The sequence below is a fragment of the Enterococcus sp. AZ020 genome (assembly GCF_050499205.1).
Taxonomy (GTDB): domain Bacteria; phylum Bacillota; class Bacilli; order Lactobacillales; family Enterococcaceae; genus Enterococcus_L; species Enterococcus_L dunnyi.
This window is the reverse complement of sequence record NZ_JBIPAT010000001.1, coordinates 1,777,669-1,795,827: the sequence shown is the minus strand read 5'-3', so window position 1 is coordinate 1,795,827 and position 18,159 is coordinate 1,777,669. Positions and strand designations below refer to the sequence as shown.

The window sequence follows — 18,159 nt, the reverse complement described above, 5'->3', positions numbered from 1 at the left end:
AAGATACCCGCTTTTTTGGGTACAGATTTCCCTTATGCTCTTCTTAACTTTTGCTTGCTGTTCCAGGTAATCTAAAGTTGAACGCCCTCTGCAGCATTTATTTTAGTTTTTTACATGATTAATAGATAAATCCAAAAGACTTATTTTCTATCAGAAATATAGGTCTTTTTTAAATATTTTGATAAAAATAGAGGGCTTATTGTGGTAGACTAATAAAGAAATGGTTTCAATCAAAAAGTAAGGGAGAGAATACTATGGCGGGAGATCGCATTAAATTATCACCACAAGAACTACGCACGTCTGCGACAAAATACACAGACGGATCTAATCAAGTAAATGACATTTTGCAAAAGCTTCAATCAGAACAAGACACCATCCAAGGAAATTGGGAAGGTTCAGGGTTTGACAGCTTTAATGATCAATTTGCTGCGTTAAAACCAAAAGTGAGCGAGTTTGCGGAACTATTAGAACAGATTAATAAGCAATTAAACGAAGTGGCTCAAATCATGGAAGAAACAGACCAAAACATTTCTTCTGCGATCGGTCGCGGACTATAAAAAATTTAGAGAGACCTGGAGCGATTGTCTCCAGGTCTTTTTTCATAGAATGGAGGTATTTTCATGATTGAACTAAATGAAGCTGAAGCGCAAAGACAGGCCACTCAAATCAGCAGTGCAAATGATCGATTGAGTCTTTCAAAATCAGTGACATTTTCTTCCGGCACAACGGTTCCTGGAAATGCAGTTGCCAAAAGTACGTTTGAACAGCTGAAGAAAACACCGGCAACGATTCAACAGCTACTCAACCGAGATGTAGCTTCTATCCAAACTGCCGTGGCAGCGTTCAAGCGAGCAGATCAACAGGCCAAGCAGCTATTTACAAACTTGCCTTAAAGGAGACGAGACATGAACCACACAGAACTACTGAAGCAACAGCGAATAAATGAAGAGCAACAAGACGAAAATCAGGAACTAAAGATTGTACTCGAACGAAATATAGCCGAAACAGAGCAGCTGTTTGCATGGGAACGTCGGCACAATGAACGGGTGATCTCTTATTTTCATCGCCAGGAAGAAGGGCACTATTTTGATGAGATCATAGAAGACGCTCGCAGATCCGAACAACGATTCTTTGATGATATGGCAGACGGCCAAGAACAGCTGAATAATGATAATCGCCGGCTAACTAAAGAAAATGATCTTCTCTACGAAGCACAGCTGCAGCTGTTAAAAGAGGAGGCTGAAGCGGATGGTTAAAATGGTAATTGGGGAAGTCCAAACACAGACTGAAGAAATAAAAGCATTCGGTCAAGCCTACAGCCAAGCACTCGATGCAGTTTCTAGTGCGACTCAAGGCATTCAATTAGCTGTAGGATTGAATGGATCGGGAATGGATTCGATAAAAGGCTACCTTTCCACTGTTTATCCGGCACTTTGTAAAGCCGCAATCATGCACAGTGAAGCAGTTGTACAAGCAAATGAACAGTATGTACAAGGGTATCTCTCAAAATGTGGAAGCGAGGATCTCGATTCTGATGAGCTTCAAGCACAGATCGATGAAGCTGACGCGCTCATTCAAGGCTTTCAGCATTCAAAAGATAGCTATGCGCAACAGAAAAGAAGCTTGTCTGAAGAAAAAGAGAAAGTATTAGGGGCTGTCTTTCAAGCAGCGATCACTAGTATGGATGCCGGGATCGCACGAAATCAGGCTAAAAAGGCAAAGATACAAGAAAAACTAGATAAGTTCCTTGATTTTTGCGGCCAGTCTACTAGCTATTTTACCGGGATAAATGATACTGGATCATTGGTAGCTAAAGGTATGCAAGCGTTAGGAGTTAGTGAAAAAGGACATGTTGGCCCTGGAGCTTGGAACGGAAAAGGCTTTTCTCTATCAGATCGAACCTGGATCAACAATGTAAACCAAAACTGGACGGAACGTGCGAAAGCAATCGAAGTCAAAGACAAGAAAATACTCGATGGCTGCACGATTATTCATATCATCGATAGTGATCGTGGTGTGGATATGTACATGTTTGAAAAAAATGGCCGTCGTTATCCGGTAAGTGAGCAAGATTTATCCGATAATTTAAGGAAACTAGTTAAAAAATATGGGTTAGACGTGGTAGAATTAAGTCCAACAGAAATGGATCGCCGAGTAACTGAATTTCAAAAAAGCGGAAAAGATTATTTCAGTGGTGCAACTGTCAATATGCCAGGGTTTAACTACTTAGCTGGAGCGCAAGGTATTGTAAACGATCTGAAAGATTCTGGATTTTGGGATGCGGCGTGGGCAGCTGGGTTGACAGTGGCTGCAGTGAGAAATGCTCAAACTTATCCTAAGAAATCCAGTGGAGCTAATCAAAAAGTGCTAGAGGAGATTACTAATCCCGTTTTAGAAGCTCCTAGATCTGGAAGTGGATTGAAAGTTGATGATATTAAACCAGTTAAAGGGAAAGGTTCTATTTATGATATCGACCCTTTAACAGGAAAACCTCCTACAAAGCAAACTCAAATTGTTGTAGATGAATTTCCTAATGTTCCAAAAGCACATGGTTTTTCTGATATTATTGATAATTATGCTGGTTTAGCAGAAGTCACAGATTTAGGTAATGCTAAATTATATCAAATTCAGGGGAAACAAAATGGTGTTATGGGACGTTTTGAGTGGATAATTCAAGACGGAAAGGTTACGCATAGAATGTTTGTCAGAAATCCAGAATTGAATGGAGTGCCTATAAAATAATGAATTATATAGATGAATTTAAAAATAATAATATTCCATTTTCTTGGAACGAGATTAAGGTAGGTAGATTTGGTTATTCAGACAACAAATTTTATTTACAAGGTATACTTGATGATGAGTTTGTAATGAAATACACTTTAGATTATCTATCTAAAAATGAAAACGCGGAAAATTCATATGTTTGGGATCTTGGAAGTCTATTTTCGCCATATGATGAGAACGAAATATATACGCTGCTAGATTTAATTGATAATTCTAATGAAAAAGATTTGATGGCTTATTATAGATGGAGATGGATTTTAGTTAATAATCTATTGAAGAAAATTTTAGATAAAGATTATGTAAATGCTTTGTTAGAAATTAGTGAATTCTGGCTTGATTTAAAGTCTCCAGTAGATATGCCTTATCAATATCAAGGTGTAGAAAATAAGTTAACCCCTCAAGAATTTTACACGGAGGAACACTTATGCAAAGTTATTTCAGACCATAAAAAATGGTTAGAAGATGAAAAAGAGAATTTGAAGTAATAAGTATCAAAATAAAAAAGACATTAAAAAAATAAAGTGATAGTTTAGATAAGTTTTAATAACAAACTTCCCAAATAAAGAGAAGTGAGATCCACAAAAATAAAAAAACAGAAACCTTGATAAATAAGGGTTTCTGTTTCAATTTAGAGGTAGACCAATTGATTTTAGTGTTTTGGGTTGCTGAAAGGGTTGGTATGCCTGGTACTTGGTATAATAAATTATTATGTCAACTAAGTAATTAAATAACTTATAATCTAATATTTATAAGTATTAACAACATTTCGCAATTTCATTATAGTACAATATCATAATATTGTGCTATAATGAAATTACGAAATGTAAGAAGTTCGACAAAAACAAGCACGAAAGCCTCACTCGGTCAGGAGTGAGGCTTTTTTTTCGTTAGTTGCGACTACCAACGCACGGCTATCAGCAACTGCTTCAATCGTCATCTCGACCAGATAACCAGTGATCGACTAATATTGTCACTAGAGCCACAAAAAGTGGTGCGACGATTAATGTAAGAAGGTTTTCCAAAACAAGCACTCCCTTTGGGGGCAGCTGCCTTTTTGAGTATAACATATTAGTTGATAATTATTTTTTATACAATATGATCATTCGCTCTATTTACTTTTAATTTACCTTATAAAATCAAGTTTCCGAAAAACCATTTTATCTGTTATAATAAACTAAATGGCAATTTATTTTTTCAAATTAAAAGGAGTGATTGTATGATTCAAGCAACAAAAATTCAAATGTACGATGGAATGAGTAATTCAAATTCTGTCACAGAGATCAAATCAATTTATTTAATCGGAGTAAAGGAAGAAGGTTTTTTTTCAAAAGAATCTATATATGACTTTCTTAAAAAGAATCCAAACTCACATATAGAAGTCGCTATTTCTCCTTATCCAAAACTAATTCCCGCAACAAATGGAATTCAAAAATATGTTCGTTCTGAACCAAATGATACACCTAATGATAACTTACTAAAATTACCCAGAATTTAGTTTTTTTTAATAAGTTACTTTGTAAAAAATATGAATGGGGTTAAAATTATGTCTTCAACTGATTGGTTTAATAAAATCACTACTTTTGATTTCAGCAAATTAAATATACAAGAGTATCTCTTTATTTTAATTTTTTTCCTAGCTATTCTGTTATTTCTTTTCATAACCTTAATTATTATTGATTACTTTAGAAATTATGATTCTGAAAAATTAAAAATGAAAATAACGAAAAGATCTGGGAGCAAATCTATTGGTGGTGGTCAAGAATATTTTTTAAGATATTGGGTATGGCAACGAAAAAAACGAAAAAAATTATGTTATATATTAGCCAGTATGACCTTCGATCACATGTACTATCCAAAAGAAAAATGGGTACGAAAAGGAATGGTCAAGTTTCCATTAAGGAGAGAGGTTTGGATAAATGTTAGTGATGTAAAACGTTAGAATCAACTAAAATATTCACAAGAAGTCAGCTGCTCACAACAGCTGACTTCTTTGCTCTTTCAGGTATCTTGCAAGCATAGCAAGGTGGGTACACCTTACGTAAAAAATGAAAGAAGTGCTCACATAAAAATTGTTGATTTTCATTTTTGGCTTTGTTCATTTTTTCGTTTTTTGAGAAATTCCCCAAACCTCATTTTTATAAATAAGTTTTTTACAGCTGATCCATTTTTATTTTTTTGCCAGACTCCTTTTTAACTTTCGTAACACAGGCCCATGTTACTATGCTCGCAAAAGAAAAAAACTCACCTTTTCAAAATGTAAGAGTAATTGGGTACTATAAATCATAGTGAACTTTTCAAAAAATAGAGGCTATGTACTAACCTTTTATATCGAGTGCAGCGACCAAAATAATATTTGGTTGAACAGCTTCAGGCGCCCAAAACCGATGCTTGCCTTTTTTTAAAATCGGATACCCACTTAAAATAGAAATACCAGGAATCGAAAGGTAATTCCGATTTCTGGTATTCCTTTTCCAAGAATTATTTACCCATTCACCCAAACAAATAGAGAAATAGCTGCTAAAACGGCTGTTGTAATCATTCAATTCCCACCTTCCACGATATCCAAACGAATATTTTATACTTTCTGAATACATTATGCTACAATCAGAAGGAGAAAAGCAAGGGGGGATTTTATGAAAGTCGAAGAAGCGTTGTATTTTTTCAGGAAAAATAAGAACTTAAAACAAAAAGAGATCCTAACATATACTGATACATCAGTTTATTCTCGAATTGAAAATGGGAAAAAACTGTTAAGATTTTCAGAGTTACGAGACATTCTCGAACGTTTTTCTGTCCCCTTAGTTGAATTTTCAGAGTATTTAGACGACGACCTAGAACAAAAGTACTTCCGAAGTCTTTTACAAAAATATAAAGTCAATGATCGTGATCCACAGATGAAAAAAGAGCTATTAGCCTATTACCACACGTTGAACTTTTCTGAAGCCATGCCAATAGAACGTATGTCTAATTACGTCGTGATTAAAACGCTGCTGTCTTCACGTTGGGCAGAAATTTCCCCTTTGAAACAGAGTGAATTAGACATTATTTTTCATTTGTTGCATGCAAAAAAGTATTTTTTCCAATATGATTATGCGCTTTTATCCCATACCATTTTTCTATTTGAACAACCAAAAATAGATCATTTGGCTAAAAAAGCGTTACCTGTAAAAAATATGAATTTAAGAAATACAGCTACCAAAGAATTTATAAAAAATATGGTCAACAATTTAATCACTATGTTGCTAAGAAAAAAAGAGTATGAACTTAGCTCATATTACCTAACGATAGCAACGTCACAACTTGATGAGATACATGATCTTAGCTATAAGGTTGTCCTTGATTACCTTAAAAATCTAACACAATACCTCTCTACAGGTGAGAAACAATACAAATCAGCTATTTTTGAAAGTATTGACTATCTAACTAAAGTCGGCGAACATAATTTAGCTGTAAGCATTCAAACTGAAGTTGAATCAATTCTCTTAAATAACGATACTGTGCCTATTTTTATTCAAGCTGATCTATAAGAAACTTGCTATATTCGCAAATGGACCACTGAAAACTTATCAAACCTATTCCAATTACGTACAATGAGTCTATTAATAAAAAAGCCCACTAACTATGTGCGCTTTGGGGAAGATAGTGAGTTAGTGGGCTTCTTTAAAAGAGATTTGCATATCCTTTTTGTAGTTTTCACTACAACGCTATTTTACCATAGTTCACTTGAAGAAAGCTTTTTTGTTAGTCTATTGTCTTTTTTCTGGTGATTCGGTCATAAGACATCCTGGGACGCTCTCGTGAGTGTCCTTTTTTGTGTCTCCGCCCGCTCCTAGAGAATCCTCTGAAAGAGAACGTACTCAAGCTGTTATAAAACACCCACCAAAAAAGAAGGTGGATTATTTTGTATCACAAGGGTAAGTATCGATAAAAACGAAAAGTTATTTACAGAATTTTCAAACAATTAAGTAACATCTACTCTCACAAGCATTTTAAACTTTTACCCTCTCTTGCATTAAGTCCTGCATTACCTTATGCATTAGTACCTGTAGTAAAAAAGACTAGTGCATGACCTAACGCAAGAGGTAATACAAGAGGCAAAATGGATAAAAAATCGTTATTTAATTTTCTTTTGTAGCATCAAGTTTGCTATATAAATAACAACACTGTTTAAAACGGCTCTAATATTCGATTTAAGCAGTTTTAGTGTCCACCCTAAGAGAGAAATGCATTTCACTAAGAAAAACCTCTTAAAACTCGATTTAAGAGGTTTTCAACGCATTCTATTGCAAGACTCCCTTTTCATTTTGGAAAAAGACAGTTCAATCAAAAATTTGAAGGATTCAATCTAAAGGGTTGTTAGGGCTTGCCTTGACCGCCTGTAAGGCGTCGTAACAAGAAAAACGATCAAGAGTCAGAACAGCTTAAACGAGCGCTCAGAGGGCCGCCCTAACCTCTTTAAATTCTCTTTTGATTTTAGCAAGGGAGTCTGGGGCGACCGCTGCAAGTAAAATGTGGGAGTGATTTTCTCCCACTCCTTTTATCATGATCAAGGTGCTGGAATTACCGTTGGAATAAATGTTACTTCATACGTAACATCAATTGTTGCTTGATCCGCTATTCCTGTGTAATTAGCAGGTATATATTCTGGTTTTTCTTGGAAATACAAGAAGTTCGAGTAACTATCGATGGCAACGGCCCAGCCTAAATCCTCAATAGGCTTAGGAAAATTAAGTGTGTTCATCGTTTCCCCAGTTGGTTTAGTTATCAAAAATCTGATTTCTTTCGGCAAAGTATAACTTGCCCCTACTTTGACTGTCAGCTGGTCTTCAGATGCTGTTTCTCCTTGTGCATATGTTTTGCCATTATATGAGTTAGTATAATAGTAGCCATCGATATCAGAAATATCCGGTCTTAAATAATCTACATAGGGTGTGATCGAATTCAGCTTCAACGGCTGCTTCGTCCATTTATCGATATAATGTATATTGACCGTTACTTCATCCGTGTAATACAGTTGGATGTCCTTTTCAGTTTCTCCAAAGGTTCCTTCTAAATCACCCACAGCATGATCGAATAAAAATCCCGAAATCTCTTTCGTTTCTATCTGAAATGTCTGCCCTATTTCACCACTTAAATGCTCTTTCGGCTGAATCTCCTGACCATTCATGTCTAAGTAGTGAACTGTGACTTGACCTTTTTGAGCTAATTCCTTTTGATATTCATAAACGACCGTTTGTTCCTGTTCCTTGATAGTCCCAACTGCATTCGGCGGCAATTTCATTTGATTCAGTACATACCCAGGTATCGCTAATTTGTATTGTTCTGTTGAAACATCATAGCTTTCTCCTATTTTCCCAAAAAGCACTTGGGGTGAATGGATCTCCTGACTATTCTCATCCACATACAATACAGTTATTTTAGATTCCCCAGCTGGCAGAACCACTTTTTCTGATGGATAATAGCCGACATATGTATATCCTTCAATAGCCTTAGGCTCAATCATTTTAGTTTCTCCCTCAGACAATTCCAGCTTCTCAGATGGAATGAGCGAAGCTTCTGCAGCCAAAGCTTTCATAGGAGATGGACCAAATGCCATCGGAATGATAACAATCAATAATAACTTTGAATATTTTCTATGTTTATATAAAATAAAAAAGCTAATCAAAATGAAGCCCGTCCCAAATAGCACTAGTTGAAATTGTCTGTTTTCCCCAGCTTTAGGCAAATTTGCTTGCTTTGTTGTTTTAGTCGTCGTTCCTTGATCATTCGCTTTATTTGATGTACCTGTAGCATTGGAACTGACATTAGTCGTATCGACATTCTTTTCATAAATCAGATTGTATTGTGCGTATCCATCGCTTACAGTTGGCTTTTCCTTGATAATCTTTGCCTGTTCCTGCAGATCAAGCGTCACAATGTCATAAAAATTGAGTTGTGCAGCCTCACTGTGTGAAGGTAACAAAAAAATTGCTGAAATTAGAATAAATAAACTAAGCATTGTCTTTTTCATGATCGATCTCCCTATTATAAATTTCACTTTTTTCATAATAAGATAATTCAAACATAAAAATATTATTTTTTTATCTTTTTTATAAATATTTAATGAATATCATTCGTTTTTTAATTTTCTGACTCTAATACAACTAAATCCTTTCACATGACTTCATTGATATGCAGCAGCTAAAATCTAGAACACCAATTCTTAATAGATGCTAGCCAAAAGTCAGATTTTTCGTCAATTTTACAACGAGGATGAAACAGAAGTGTCCAACTCCAAGAAATAAGAGGGAATTCACGAAAATTATTTTTCAAATTTTTGTGAATTTCAGCTTATTTCCGAAGGAGTTACTTCTGCTTCCACCGTTTATTCGTTTTAAAAAGGACTGGGGCGTGACTCGTAGAGTCATGTCCCAGTCCCATTACTCCAGTCACTCGAACTTAAGCGACTTTTGTTTTATTCTCTTGTCTCAAACATTCAATTCAAGTGATTACTCTTCAATATATGCCCATTTGAAATCATATTTTGCTCCAGTTGAATGGTACACAACATCTTTGATTTTTTCAGAACGTAAGCGTGCTTCTGCTTTTTGATACAATGGGATAACGCCCTTATCATCCATGATCGTTTTTTCAGCGTTTAACAGATCTTGCCAACGTGCTTCTGGATTGTTTGCATTTGTTGTCGCAGCGCTATTCACTAATTTATCATATTCAGGATTTGAATAATGTCCTCTATTATAGGCATTTCCTGTAACAAATAAATCTAAGAAGCTGCTTGGATCTGCATAATCCGCTCCCCAAGCACTCACTGCAATTTCAAAGTCTCCTTTGTTTGAGCGATCTAATCGTACAGAAAATGGTACAGGGCTGACAGACACTTTTAGGCCATCTAAGGTTTCAGATAATGAACCTTGTAGATATTCAGCCATTTTCTTCGCATTATCAGTATCATCGATCAATAAATCAACAGATAATGTAGAAATACCTAATTCATCTTTGGCTTTTTTCCATGATTCTTTTGCTTTGTCAACATCGTAGACAATATCATTTCCAGATTCTTTGGCAAAGTCTTCATCTGTTTTTGGATCAGCAGCTAAGCCTGCAGGTACTAGACCTTCTGGGACAGTAGAACCGTTTGCTAAAATTTGATCCACTAATGCTTTACGATCAATTGCATAAGATAAAGCCTTACGCAGATTTGCATTGCGATATGGTGAATTTTCTTCAATTTGGTTCGGTTCAAGATAGAATGTCGATGCGGCTTTTAAGGTAATGAAGTTTGGATCACTCTTCATTTGTTGCGCTAATTCACCTGACAATGGTACATCATCTGCTTGACCGTCTTGGAATAAGTTCAATGATGTCGGTGCTTCTTTTACGACATCGATCGTTACTTTGTCTAACTTGACTGTGTCTTTATCCCAGTATTTGTCATTTTTTGTATAAGACCAATTTGTATCTGTTCCAGGCCCGTCAAAATCAGTCAAAGTAAATGGTCCGTTATACACTGCTTTATCGCTATCAGTTGTATAATCTTTACCATATTTTTCAACGATATCTTGTCTTTGCGGTAAAAATGATGGGAATGCTAATAGATAGTCAAAAAATGGAGTAGCTTGTTCTAATGTGATTTCCAGTTCATAATCACCAACTGCTTTGATTCCAAGTTCTTCTTTTTTCATTTCGCCTTTGGAGATTTTTTCAGCATTTTTTACAGAGTTAAACATGTAAGCATATTCTGAACCAGTTGCTGGATCAACCGTTCTTTGCCAGCCATATACATAGTCTTCAGCTTTTACAGGTTTGTCATCTGTCCATTTCGCATCTTCTCTTAATTTGATCTTATATGTTAGTCCATCTTCACTAACTTCTGCTTTTTCAGCAGCCCCAGCTGGTTGTGGCTTGCTGTCTTTATCTAAGCGGTAAATCCCTTCATACACATTATTCAATGCGACAAAACTTACTTCGTCCGTTGCTAATGAAGGATCTGCACTAGGCATTTCTTGTCTCTCAACTAAGCGAAATACCTTTTCTTCTCCGCTTGCACCACCATCGGCATTTTTTGAGCCTCCGCCGCAAGCAGCTAATGTAATACTTGATAAAGCAACTAAACCTAGAAAAGCGCTTTTCTTTAATTGCATAGTAAAAAACCCCCAGTTTTAATAAAATTCTATAAAGAATATAGCAAAGTAATAGGCTTATAGCAATTAAAACACTGCGGCTAGTTTAGTAAAAATATCCTGAATTTTTTCTCATTTATTTTACAAAAACAGGGTAAAAATATAGCCAAAAAGCCATTTTATGTACTTGAAAAAAATTAGGGGAAGACACAAAAAGAAACAGCCTGCTTATCAGCGCTGGCTGTTTCTGTTCTTTTTTTATTTTGCGTAATCTACTGCACGCGTTTCACGGATGACCGTCACTTTGATATGACCCGGATAATCTAGATCATCTTCGATTTTCTTACGAATATCCCGCACTAAGCGCACAGCTTCTAAATCGTTGATTTCATCTGGTTTGACCATTACTCGCACTTCACGACCAGCTTGTACAGCAAAACTAGATTCAACACCTTCAAATCCATTAGAAATATTTTCTAAGTTTTCTAAGCGTCGGATATAGTTTTCCATAGATTCGCTACGAGCTCCTGGTCTAGCAGCTGACAATGCATCTGCAGCCGCTACTAAAACAGAAATGACTGACGTCGCTTCCACATCACCATGATGGGATGCAATCGCATTGATAACCGTCGCATTTTCTTTATACTTAGCAGCTAACTCTGCACCGATCTCTACGTGAGATCCTTCGATTTCGTGATCCAACGCTTTACCGATATCATGCAGCAAACCTGCACGTTTCGCTAATTGGACATCTTCGCCGATCTCTGCCGCCAATACACCAGTTAATTTAGCCACTTCGATCGAGTGATTCAATACGTTTTGTCCGTAACTTGTACGGAAACGTAAACGACCTAAAATTTTGATCAAGTCCGGATGAAGTGTATGCGCCCCAACTTCAAAGGCAGCCTGCTCTCCGTATTCACGAATTCGTTCATCCATTTCTTTACGTGACTTTTCAACCATTTCTTCAATACGAGCTGGGTGAATTCGTCCATCTTGAATCAATTTCTCCAAGGTCATCCGAGCAATCTCTCTTCTGATTGGATCAAACCCTGACAGCACCACTGCTTCTGGCGTATCATCGATAATCAAATCAATTCCTGTCAACGTTTCTAAGGTACGAATATTACGGCCTTCACGACCAATGATCCTACCTTTCATCTCATCATTTGGTAAACTAACCACAGAAACTGTAGTTTCAGAAACCGAGTCAGCTGCACAACGTTGAATCGCTAATGAAAGTAAATTTTTAGCTTTACGATCAGACTCTTCTTTCGCACGTTGTTCTGATTCCTTAACCATAACAGTTAATTCATGACTTAGCTCTTCTTCGGTAGATTTCATGATGATATCTTTTGCTTCATCTTTCGATAGTGAAGCAATACGTTCTATTTCTTGGTGTTGCTTTTCAACTAGTTCTTCTACATCTTTTTCTCGCTCATCAATTAATTGCTGTCTAGCACCAAGTTTCTCTTCTTTTTCTTCCAGTGAGTTTTCACGTTTTTCAAGAGAGTCATCTTTTCTATCTAAGTTTTGCTCTCTTTGTAATAAACGATTTTCTTGAGATTTCAGTTCTAATTTGCTTTCTTTCAACTCACTTTCAATTTCTGACCGATACTTCTGGTTTTCTTCTTTAGCTTCTAATAAAGCTTCCTTTTTCAGAGTTTCCGCTTCTTTATTGGCACTTTCAATAATGCCTGCAGCAGAAGACTTTGCACCATCTATAGCCTTTTCATGACGCGATTTTGCAACGACTAACCCTAAACCCAGACCGACAATTAAACCGACGATAGCGAGGAGAATTTGTAAACCCATTGTTTCCACCTCCGTACTATCTTCAAATTTTCAATATTCATGTAGTTTTCTGATAAACTATAATCAATTATCAATATGCCTACTTGCATACGTGTAGTTATACACAACTTTATTCTAATGTTTGTGCACCAGTGTGTCAACTTAAAAAAGCCCTTTCCTAATCGAAAGAGCTTTGTTCCAATCAAGAAATTAGCTAAGGGGAAAAAACAAACTGTAAAAAAGCAATCACAGCTCTTTTACAGTTTGTTTTTTTCTAGTTTCTATTCTTCATCAAGCGGTAATTCTTCTTGACCTTCTTCTACTTCAACAACGGCTGTACCGTCGCCGATACCATAAGCATCACGTACACGCTTAGAGACTTCTTCAACCATTTCTGGATGCTCAAGCATATAGACTTTCACATTCTCACGGCCTTGTCCGATACGTTCTTCTTTGTAGCTGTACCATGCGCCGCTCTTGTCTATGATATCTTTTTCAACAGCCATATCAAGAAGTTCACCTTCTTGAGAAATCCCTTGACCATACATGATATCAACTTCAGCCACCTTGAATGGTGGTGCAACTTTATTCTTGACTACTTTTATTTTCGTACGGTTACCAACGATATCTGTTCCTTGCTTCAATTGTTCCGCACGTCTTACTTCCAGACGAACAGTCGCATAGAATTTCAACGCACGGCCGCCAGGAGTCGTTTCAGGATTACCAAACATCACTCCGACTTTTTCACGGATTTGGTTGATGAAAATAGCAATCGTCTTCGTCTTGTTGATAGAGCCTGAAAGCTTACGCAATGCTTGTGACATCAAACGTGCCTGCAAACCAACGTGACTTGCACCCATTTCCCCGTCGATTTCCGCACGAGGAACAAGAGCCGCTACTGAGTCGATAACAACAATATCGATCGCGCCACTGGAAACTAAAGCATCCGCGATTTCCAATCCCTGCTCTCCAGTATCTGGTTGTGAAAGTAATAATTCATCGATATTTACGCCTAATTTTTGTGCATATTGCGGATCTAAAGCATGTTCAGCATCGATAAAAGCAGCTGTGCCGCCTTGTTTTTGTACAGAAGCAATCGCATGCAGTGCTACAGTCGTCTTACCTGAGCTCTCTGGTCCATAGACTTCAACGATCCGGCCGCGAGGATAGCCACCGACACCTAATGCAACGTCTAACGCTAATGAACCGCTGGGAATCGTAGAAACCTGCTGGTCTACTTTCTCCCCTAATTTCATTACTGAACCTTTACCAAAGTTCTTTTCGATTTTTTTTAGTGCGGCATCTAAGGCCACTTTACGATCATCTGCCAATCGATAATCCTCCTTATATATAAACGATTTAAGTTCCTTTTCAATAAATATATCATAACTGGTTTATTTAGAAAAAGCAAGAGAAAAACGAACAAACGTTCACCTTTTTTATTTTTACTTATCAACAGCCCTACGAATCATATCCAAACCTTTCATTACAGCACTTCGACGGATGTACCGTCTGTCTCTGGTAAAATGCTGAAGCTCTGCAATCGTTGGTTTGCCCTTTTCCGCCAATCCAATCCAAACGGTTCCAGCTGGATGTCCTTCCAATTCGTCAGGTCCTGCGACTCCAGTAAATGAAACAGCAAAGTCAGCTCCACTTAATATTCGTGCTTGCTCAGCCATCGCAATGGCACAGAATTCACTCACTACCCCTTCCTTCTCTAATAAAATCGGATCGATCCCTAAGAAAGCCTCTTTCGTCTGCTCAGAATAGGTCACAAATCCTCCTTTAAAAACTTCGGAGACTCCCGGAACATCTCCTAGCGTACTTTGAAAAAGTCCAGCCGTTAAACTTTCAGCTGCGGAGACAGTTTTCCCAGCTTTTTTTAGCTGTTCGACTGTTGCTTCTACCAAGCTATTCTCATCCCCATAACCGTAAAAGTAGTCCCCTACTTGCGATAGAATCTTAGCTTCAAGCTGATCCAGCAGCAGTTCTCCTTCTCCATGATCCGCCACTTTTGCTGTCAAACGTAAAGTCACTTCATTCGGCTTAGCATATGGAGCAATAGTCGGGTTACTTTGATGATCGATCAACTCTTTCAATTCTGTGACTAGCTGAGATTCACCGATACCATAGAATCTAAGAACCCTTGATAGTAACTCTTCCTTCTGCGGAAAAAGTTCTTCTAATAGAGGACGGGCGTTTTTCTTAAACATCGGCTTCAATTCATTCGGAGGTCCCGGTAAAAGTAAATATGTCGTATCATTTTCTGTTACTAGCGTTCCTACAGCTAATCCAGCGGGATTTTGAATCGCTCTACCACCTTCGATCATTAAGGTTTGCCGTAGATTATTCTCTGTCATCTTATTTTTCGAAAAACTAAAATAGTCGTTCAACTGCTCCAATGCTTGCTCGTCTTGCATCAACGAGTGGTGGATGTGAGCTGCAACAGTATCCTTCGTCAAGTCATCATCGGTCGGTCCTAATCCACCGCATAAAACAATTAAATCACTCCGATCTTGTGCCTGTGTCAACAACTCATCTAATCGTACCGGATTATCACCTACGACAGTATGATAATAAACTTCGATCCCTAAATCTGCTAATTCTTCTGATAAAAATGTTGCATTCGTATTCACGACTTGTCCTAGTAGTAGCTCTGTACCAACTGCAATGATCTCTGCTTTCATTTTTTTCCCCTTCTCTGTTAAAATACGCAATTCATTCTGTTTTCATTTTAGCATAAGAATTTTTTTTATTGCCGTTAAATGTCTTTGTTTTTTATTTATAGTGATATGATTCCTGTCTTATATTTTAAAATATGATACAATTTGTTTATACATAAAAAGGAGGAATAATGAAACTATGAGTGCAATTATTGTTTTAGTAGGTATTTTGGGGATTATTATAGGAAGCGTTTTATCGATCAAAGCAGTCATTCAGCGAAAACAAAAGCAAAAACCATTGCTTTTAACTGGTATTAGTCTACTTTTATTTATTGTAGGAATCATTCTATCACCCTCTTCACCTACTCTGGAATTTGACGAAGCATCACTTAAAACAAATGACAAAGGAATCGCTACAGTCACAGGGAAAACAAATAAAAACAGCGAGCTTAGTGTAGATGGAGAAGAAATTGCTACCAAAGACGGTTCTTTCAGTTACAAAGTCAACTTAACGAGCGATGAAGCTCAAAAGATCACCTTTACAGCCACGCTTGGAGATAAAGAAACAGAAGAAGCTGTCACTGTCACGCCGTCAAAAGAGTTCGTTGCATTTTTGAATAAAGAAAAAGAAGCACAGGATACGATAGAGCAAGCCGAAGCGGCTCTCGTTTTAGCAGAGAAAAATCCAACGCAAAAAAACTATGATGAAGCAGCAACATTAGTCACTTCTCTAACACGAGAGGATCTCACAAAGCGCTTAGCGATCGTTAAAGAAAACGTCCCTATTTATGCAGCTGTTGAGCTTGCCGAAACCAAACAAACCAAAGAACAGCTTGATTCTGCCACAGCTTTAGTAGACAAAGCTACATTAAATAAGGATTCTTTATTAAAACGTTTAGATACTGTTCAACAAAAAATCACTGAAAAAGAGCGCACTGAAAGCTTAATTGCGGCAGCACGAACTGCTGTTGAAAAAGCTGAGCAAGAGCCGACCGATGCACATTATGAGCAGGCTATCGCTAGGATCAACGAGTTGCCTAGCGGGAATAAGGATCTAAGTAATCGAGCTAGCGGTGTTAAACGAACACTGGATGCACAAAAAGAAGAAGCAAAAAAAGTTGCTGAAGCGCAGAAAAAAGCAGAGGAGCAAGCCGCTGCTGAAGCACAACAAGCAGCTGCAGCAGCGCAAACACCAGAAGCACCTGCACCAGACACTCAAGGTATTCAACAAATGGTTTTAGTTACACCAACTGGAGAAAAATACCATGCACGAAAATGCGGGAATGGCACATACACTCCTGATACATTAGAAAATGCCACAGCACGTGGTTTAACCCCTTGCTCTAAATGTTATTAAAAAGAGAGGTTGAAACAGAAGTGTTCAACTCTGAGAAATAAGAAAGAATTCACGGAAATCGATCTTCAAATTTTTGTGACCCAGTAGGTTCTGTGCAACATCAGCTTCTTTCCGAAGGGATTACTTCTGTTTTCACCATTTATTCGTTTTTTAAAGGGACTGGGTCGTAACTCGCAGAGTTATGTCCCAGTCCCTTTAGTTCTTAATAAACGGCGGTAAAAAGTTAGGTGCTTTGGAATTAAGCACTTTTGTCTCATCCTCGTTCGATCTATTTTATTGATGCACGCTAAATCGTTGTTCAGGATGCGCATTATTTTGAATTTCATCGACCATCGCAATCGCATAATCTGCATAAGAAATATAGCTTTTACCAGCGGCATCTGTTTCTAGTTCTTCACCTGCAGCGACATATTTTCCTGTTTTCGGTCCTTCTGCATCAAATTCAGCAGCTGGGCTGATATAAGTCCAATGAATATTTTTAGCTTCTTTTAGCAGATCCAGCCCTTTGCCCATAGCTGTAGCTAATGGTTTAAATGCTTCTGGGAAGTCTGGTGTTTCACTTAGACGCATCGTATGTGCTTGATCAACGTATAAGCTTCCAGCTCCGCCAACGACTAATAAACGAGTATTTAGACCGTTCAAAATGTCGATCAAGTGCTGTGTAGAGCCAGTAAATTCACTCACATCGCCCCAAAAGCCTAATGCACTGACTAATACATCAAACTCCTTGATGTCTGATGCTGTTAATTGGTAAACGTCTTTTTCGATCACAGGCGTTCCATCTGTGATTTTTTCTTTAGCACGAACAATTGCAGTTACTTCTATCCCTCTTTTTTTCGCTTCTGCTAAAATGGCTGAACCTGCTTTTCCGTTTGCTCCTAAAATTGCTACTTTCATGTTTGTTCTTCCTTTCTTTTAATGAAACTTTTTTTGTTACATTTAATAGTAAAAAGAGAAGAGACCCTTTTGTCTCTTACTGCTTTATTTGATGGATGACATCAGATAAAGGAATCTCTTTTAATTCTTTTTCCATACATTCTTGTACTTTACTGTATTGTTCTTCTAATGCTCCTTGAATATTCGCTCCTACCAGACAATTCGGGTTTGGATTTTGATGGATATTGAATACTTCATGCTCTAATTCCACCGCTTCATAAATGTCATAAAGAGAAATATCTTCCGGTTTCTTCAATAAATAGGTTTGTGTTGCGCCTCTGCTTGTGTGGATCAGCCCAGCTTTTTTCAGCTTACTCATCAAGCGTCTGACAACTACCGGATTTGTATTTACGCTTGATGCGATCAGTTCAGAGTTCACTTGATCTGGTGGTCCAATTTCGATCAGGCTTAGGATATGGATCGCAACACTTAATTTTGTCGACATGGCCATGTCTATCACTCCAATTTAAAAGTAACTATTTATGTTACATTTAAAGTTTACTGC

General features: G+C 37.3%; 18 protein-coding genes and 1 pseudogene. 10 read left to right on the top strand and 9 right to left on the bottom strand.

Annotated features, from left to right (window positions below):
• Positions 1-254 precede the first annotated feature (254 nt).
• The 5 genes from IGI58_RS08740 to IGI58_RS08720 all read left to right on the top strand — a co-directional run bounded on the left by IGI58_RS08740 (position 255) and on the right by IGI58_RS08720 (position 3,269).
• Positions 255-557 (top strand): WXG100 family type VII secretion target, encoded by a 303-nt coding sequence (locus tag IGI58_RS08740; protein WP_088271859.1) that lies wholly within the window; start codon positions 255-257, stop codon positions 555-557.
• A 63-nt stretch (positions 558-620) separates the two neighbouring features.
• Positions 621-893, top strand: a complete 273-nt coding sequence (locus IGI58_RS08735; protein ID WP_429953764.1) for a TIGR04197 family type VII secretion effector — start codon at positions 621-623, stop codon at positions 891-893.
• A gap of 12 nt (positions 894-905) precedes the next feature.
• Positions 906-1,256, top strand: coding sequence for a hypothetical protein (locus IGI58_RS08730; protein ID WP_429953765.1), 351 nt, complete (start codon positions 906-908; stop codon positions 1,254-1,256).
• The gene (locus tag IGI58_RS08725) at positions 1,249-2,742 is read left to right on the top strand and encodes a hypothetical protein (RefSeq protein WP_429953766.1); all 1,494 of its coding nucleotides are present in this window, start codon (positions 1,249-1,251) and stop codon (positions 2,740-2,742) included. The genes IGI58_RS08730 and IGI58_RS08725 overlap by 8 nt, the downstream gene beginning before the upstream one ends.
• Complete coding sequence (locus IGI58_RS08720; RefSeq protein WP_429953767.1) at positions 2,742-3,269, top strand: DUF2247 family protein; 528 nt, start codon at positions 2,742-2,744, stop codon at positions 3,267-3,269. The genes IGI58_RS08725 and IGI58_RS08720 overlap by 1 nt, the downstream gene beginning before the upstream one ends.
• Before the next feature lie 441 nt (positions 3,270-3,710).
• Here IGI58_RS08720 and IGI58_RS08715 read toward each other — a convergent pair whose 3' ends face one another.
• Complete coding sequence (locus tag IGI58_RS08715) at positions 3,711-3,806, bottom strand: type I toxin-antitoxin system Fst family toxin (RefSeq protein WP_429953768.1); 96 nt, start codon at positions 3,804-3,806, stop codon at positions 3,711-3,713.
• A gap of 194 nt (positions 3,807-4,000) precedes the next feature.
• On the opposite strand from IGI58_RS08715, the gene IGI58_RS08710 reads away from it, so the two are divergent.
• Together IGI58_RS08710 and IGI58_RS08705 are read left to right on the top strand one after the other, a co-directional pair.
• Positions 4,001-4,279 carry a DUF3892 domain-containing protein gene (locus IGI58_RS08710; RefSeq protein ID WP_429953769.1) on the top strand — a complete coding sequence of 93 codons (279 nt, stop codon included), beginning with the start codon at positions 4,001-4,003 and terminating at the stop codon, positions 4,277-4,279.
• A gap of 48 nt (positions 4,280-4,327) precedes the next feature.
• Positions 4,328-4,723, top strand: a complete 396-nt coding sequence (locus tag IGI58_RS08705; protein WP_429953770.1) for a hypothetical protein — start codon at positions 4,328-4,330, stop codon at positions 4,721-4,723.
• Positions 4,724-5,099: 376 nt separating this feature from the next.
• Here the strand turns inward: IGI58_RS08705 and IGI58_RS08700 are convergent, their stop codons facing one another.
• Positions 5,100-5,327 carry a hypothetical protein gene (locus IGI58_RS08700; RefSeq protein WP_429953771.1) on the bottom strand — a complete coding sequence of 76 codons (228 nt, stop codon included), beginning with the start codon at positions 5,325-5,327 and terminating at the stop codon, positions 5,100-5,102.
• Between the two features lie 90 nt (positions 5,328-5,417).
• Here IGI58_RS08700 and IGI58_RS08695 point away from each other — a divergent pair, with 90 nt between their 5' ends.
• On the top strand, positions 5,418-6,311 hold the full coding sequence (locus tag IGI58_RS08695) for a helix-turn-helix domain-containing protein (RefSeq protein ID WP_429953772.1): 894 nt from the start codon (positions 5,418-5,420) through the stop codon (positions 6,309-6,311).
• A 1,019-nt stretch (positions 6,312-7,330) separates the two neighbouring features.
• Here IGI58_RS08695 and IGI58_RS08690 read toward each other — a convergent pair.
• A complete protein-coding gene (locus tag IGI58_RS08690) occupies positions 7,331-8,794 on the bottom strand; it encodes a MucBP domain-containing protein (RefSeq protein ID WP_429953773.1) in 1,464 nt (487 codons plus the stop codon).
• Positions 8,795-9,036: 242 nt separating this feature from the next.
• On the opposite strand from IGI58_RS08690, the pseudogene IGI58_RS08685 reads away from it, so the two are divergent.
• Positions 9,037-9,156, top strand: a pseudogene (locus tag IGI58_RS08685) (DUF3788 family protein); the annotation flags it as partial.
• A gap of 116 nt (positions 9,157-9,272) precedes the next feature.
• Here IGI58_RS08685 and IGI58_RS08680 read toward each other — a convergent pair.
• The 4 genes from IGI58_RS08680 to IGI58_RS08665 all read right to left on the bottom strand — a co-directional run bounded on the left by IGI58_RS08680 (position 9,273) and on the right by IGI58_RS08665 (position 15,385).
• Positions 9,273-10,925 carry a peptide ABC transporter substrate-binding protein gene (locus IGI58_RS08680; protein ID WP_225535320.1) on the bottom strand — a complete coding sequence of 551 codons (1,653 nt, stop codon included), beginning with the start codon at positions 10,923-10,925 and terminating at the stop codon, positions 9,273-9,275.
• A 237-nt stretch (positions 10,926-11,162) separates the two neighbouring features.
• Positions 11,163-12,719 carry a ribonuclease Y gene (rny, locus tag IGI58_RS08675; RefSeq protein ID WP_087640541.1) on the bottom strand — a complete coding sequence of 519 codons (1,557 nt, stop codon included), beginning with the start codon at positions 12,717-12,719 and terminating at the stop codon, positions 11,163-11,165.
• 260 nt (positions 12,720-12,979) lie between these two features.
• Positions 12,980-14,029 carry a recombinase RecA gene (gene recA / locus IGI58_RS08670; protein WP_087640540.1) on the bottom strand — a complete coding sequence of 350 codons (1,050 nt, stop codon included), beginning with the start codon at positions 14,027-14,029 and terminating at the stop codon, positions 12,980-12,982.
• Between the two features lie 114 nt (positions 14,030-14,143).
• Complete coding sequence (locus tag IGI58_RS08665; protein ID WP_429953774.1) at positions 14,144-15,385, bottom strand: competence/damage-inducible protein A; 1,242 nt, start codon at positions 15,383-15,385, stop codon at positions 14,144-14,146.
• A 175-nt stretch (positions 15,386-15,560) separates the two neighbouring features.
• On the opposite strand from IGI58_RS08665, the gene IGI58_RS08660 reads away from it, so the two are divergent.
• On the top strand, positions 15,561-16,718 hold the full coding sequence (locus tag IGI58_RS08660; RefSeq protein ID WP_429953775.1) for a hypothetical protein: 1,158 nt from the start codon (positions 15,561-15,563) through the stop codon (positions 16,716-16,718).
• 273 nt (positions 16,719-16,991) lie between these two features.
• Here the strand turns inward: IGI58_RS08660 and IGI58_RS08655 are convergent, their stop codons facing one another.
• Complete coding sequence (locus IGI58_RS08655; RefSeq protein ID WP_225535313.1) at positions 16,992-17,615, bottom strand: NAD(P)-dependent oxidoreductase; 624 nt, start codon at positions 17,613-17,615, stop codon at positions 16,992-16,994.
• Between the two features lie 76 nt (positions 17,616-17,691).
• Complete coding sequence (locus IGI58_RS08650; RefSeq protein WP_429953776.1) at positions 17,692-18,105, bottom strand: Rrf2 family transcriptional regulator; 414 nt, start codon at positions 18,103-18,105, stop codon at positions 17,692-17,694.
• Positions 18,106-18,159 lie beyond the last annotated feature (54 nt).

Excerpts from the sequence above, each read along its gene's own strand:
- IGI58_RS08710 (WP_429953769.1), top strand. The coding sequence starts at position 4,001 with ATGATTCAAGCAACAAAAATTCAAATGTACGATGGAATGAGTAATTCA.
- IGI58_RS08655 (WP_225535313.1), bottom strand. The coding sequence starts at position 17,615 with ATGAAAGTAGCAATTTTAGGAGCAAACGGAAAAGCAGGTTCAGCCATT.
- IGI58_RS08725 (WP_429953766.1), top strand. The coding sequence starts at position 1,249 with ATGGTTAAAATGGTAATTGGGGAAGTCCAAACACAGACTGAAGAAATA.
- IGI58_RS08705 (WP_429953770.1), top strand. The coding sequence starts at position 4,328 with ATGTCTTCAACTGATTGGTTTAATAAAATCACTACTTTTGATTTCAGC.
- IGI58_RS08730 (WP_429953765.1), top strand. The coding sequence starts at position 906 with ATGAACCACACAGAACTACTGAAGCAACAGCGAATAAATGAAGAGCAA.
- IGI58_RS08665 (WP_429953774.1), bottom strand. The coding sequence starts at position 15,385 with ATGAAAGCAGAGATCATTGCAGTTGGTACAGAGCTACTACTAGGACAA.
- IGI58_RS08680 (WP_225535320.1), bottom strand. The coding sequence starts at position 10,925 with ATGCAATTAAAGAAAAGCGCTTTTCTAGGTTTAGTTGCTTTATCAAGT.
- rny (WP_087640541.1), bottom strand. The coding sequence starts at position 12,719 with ATGGGTTTACAAATTCTCCTCGCTATCGTCGGTTTAATTGTCGGTCTG.
- IGI58_RS08695 (WP_429953772.1), top strand. The coding sequence starts at position 5,418 with ATGAAAGTCGAAGAAGCGTTGTATTTTTTCAGGAAAAATAAGAACTTA.
- IGI58_RS08690 (WP_429953773.1), bottom strand. The coding sequence starts at position 8,794 with ATGAAAAAGACAATGCTTAGTTTATTTATTCTAATTTCAGCAATTTTT.
- IGI58_RS08660 (WP_429953775.1), top strand. The coding sequence starts at position 15,561 with ATGAGTGCAATTATTGTTTTAGTAGGTATTTTGGGGATTATTATAGGA.
- IGI58_RS08740 (WP_088271859.1), top strand. The coding sequence starts at position 255 with ATGGCGGGAGATCGCATTAAATTATCACCACAAGAACTACGCACGTCT.
- IGI58_RS08735 (WP_429953764.1), top strand. The coding sequence starts at position 621 with ATGATTGAACTAAATGAAGCTGAAGCGCAAAGACAGGCCACTCAAATC.
- IGI58_RS08720 (WP_429953767.1), top strand. The coding sequence starts at position 2,742 with ATGAATTATATAGATGAATTTAAAAATAATAATATTCCATTTTCTTGG.
- IGI58_RS08650 (WP_429953776.1), bottom strand. The coding sequence starts at position 18,105 with ATGGCCATGTCGACAAAATTAAGTGTTGCGATCCATATCCTAAGCCTG.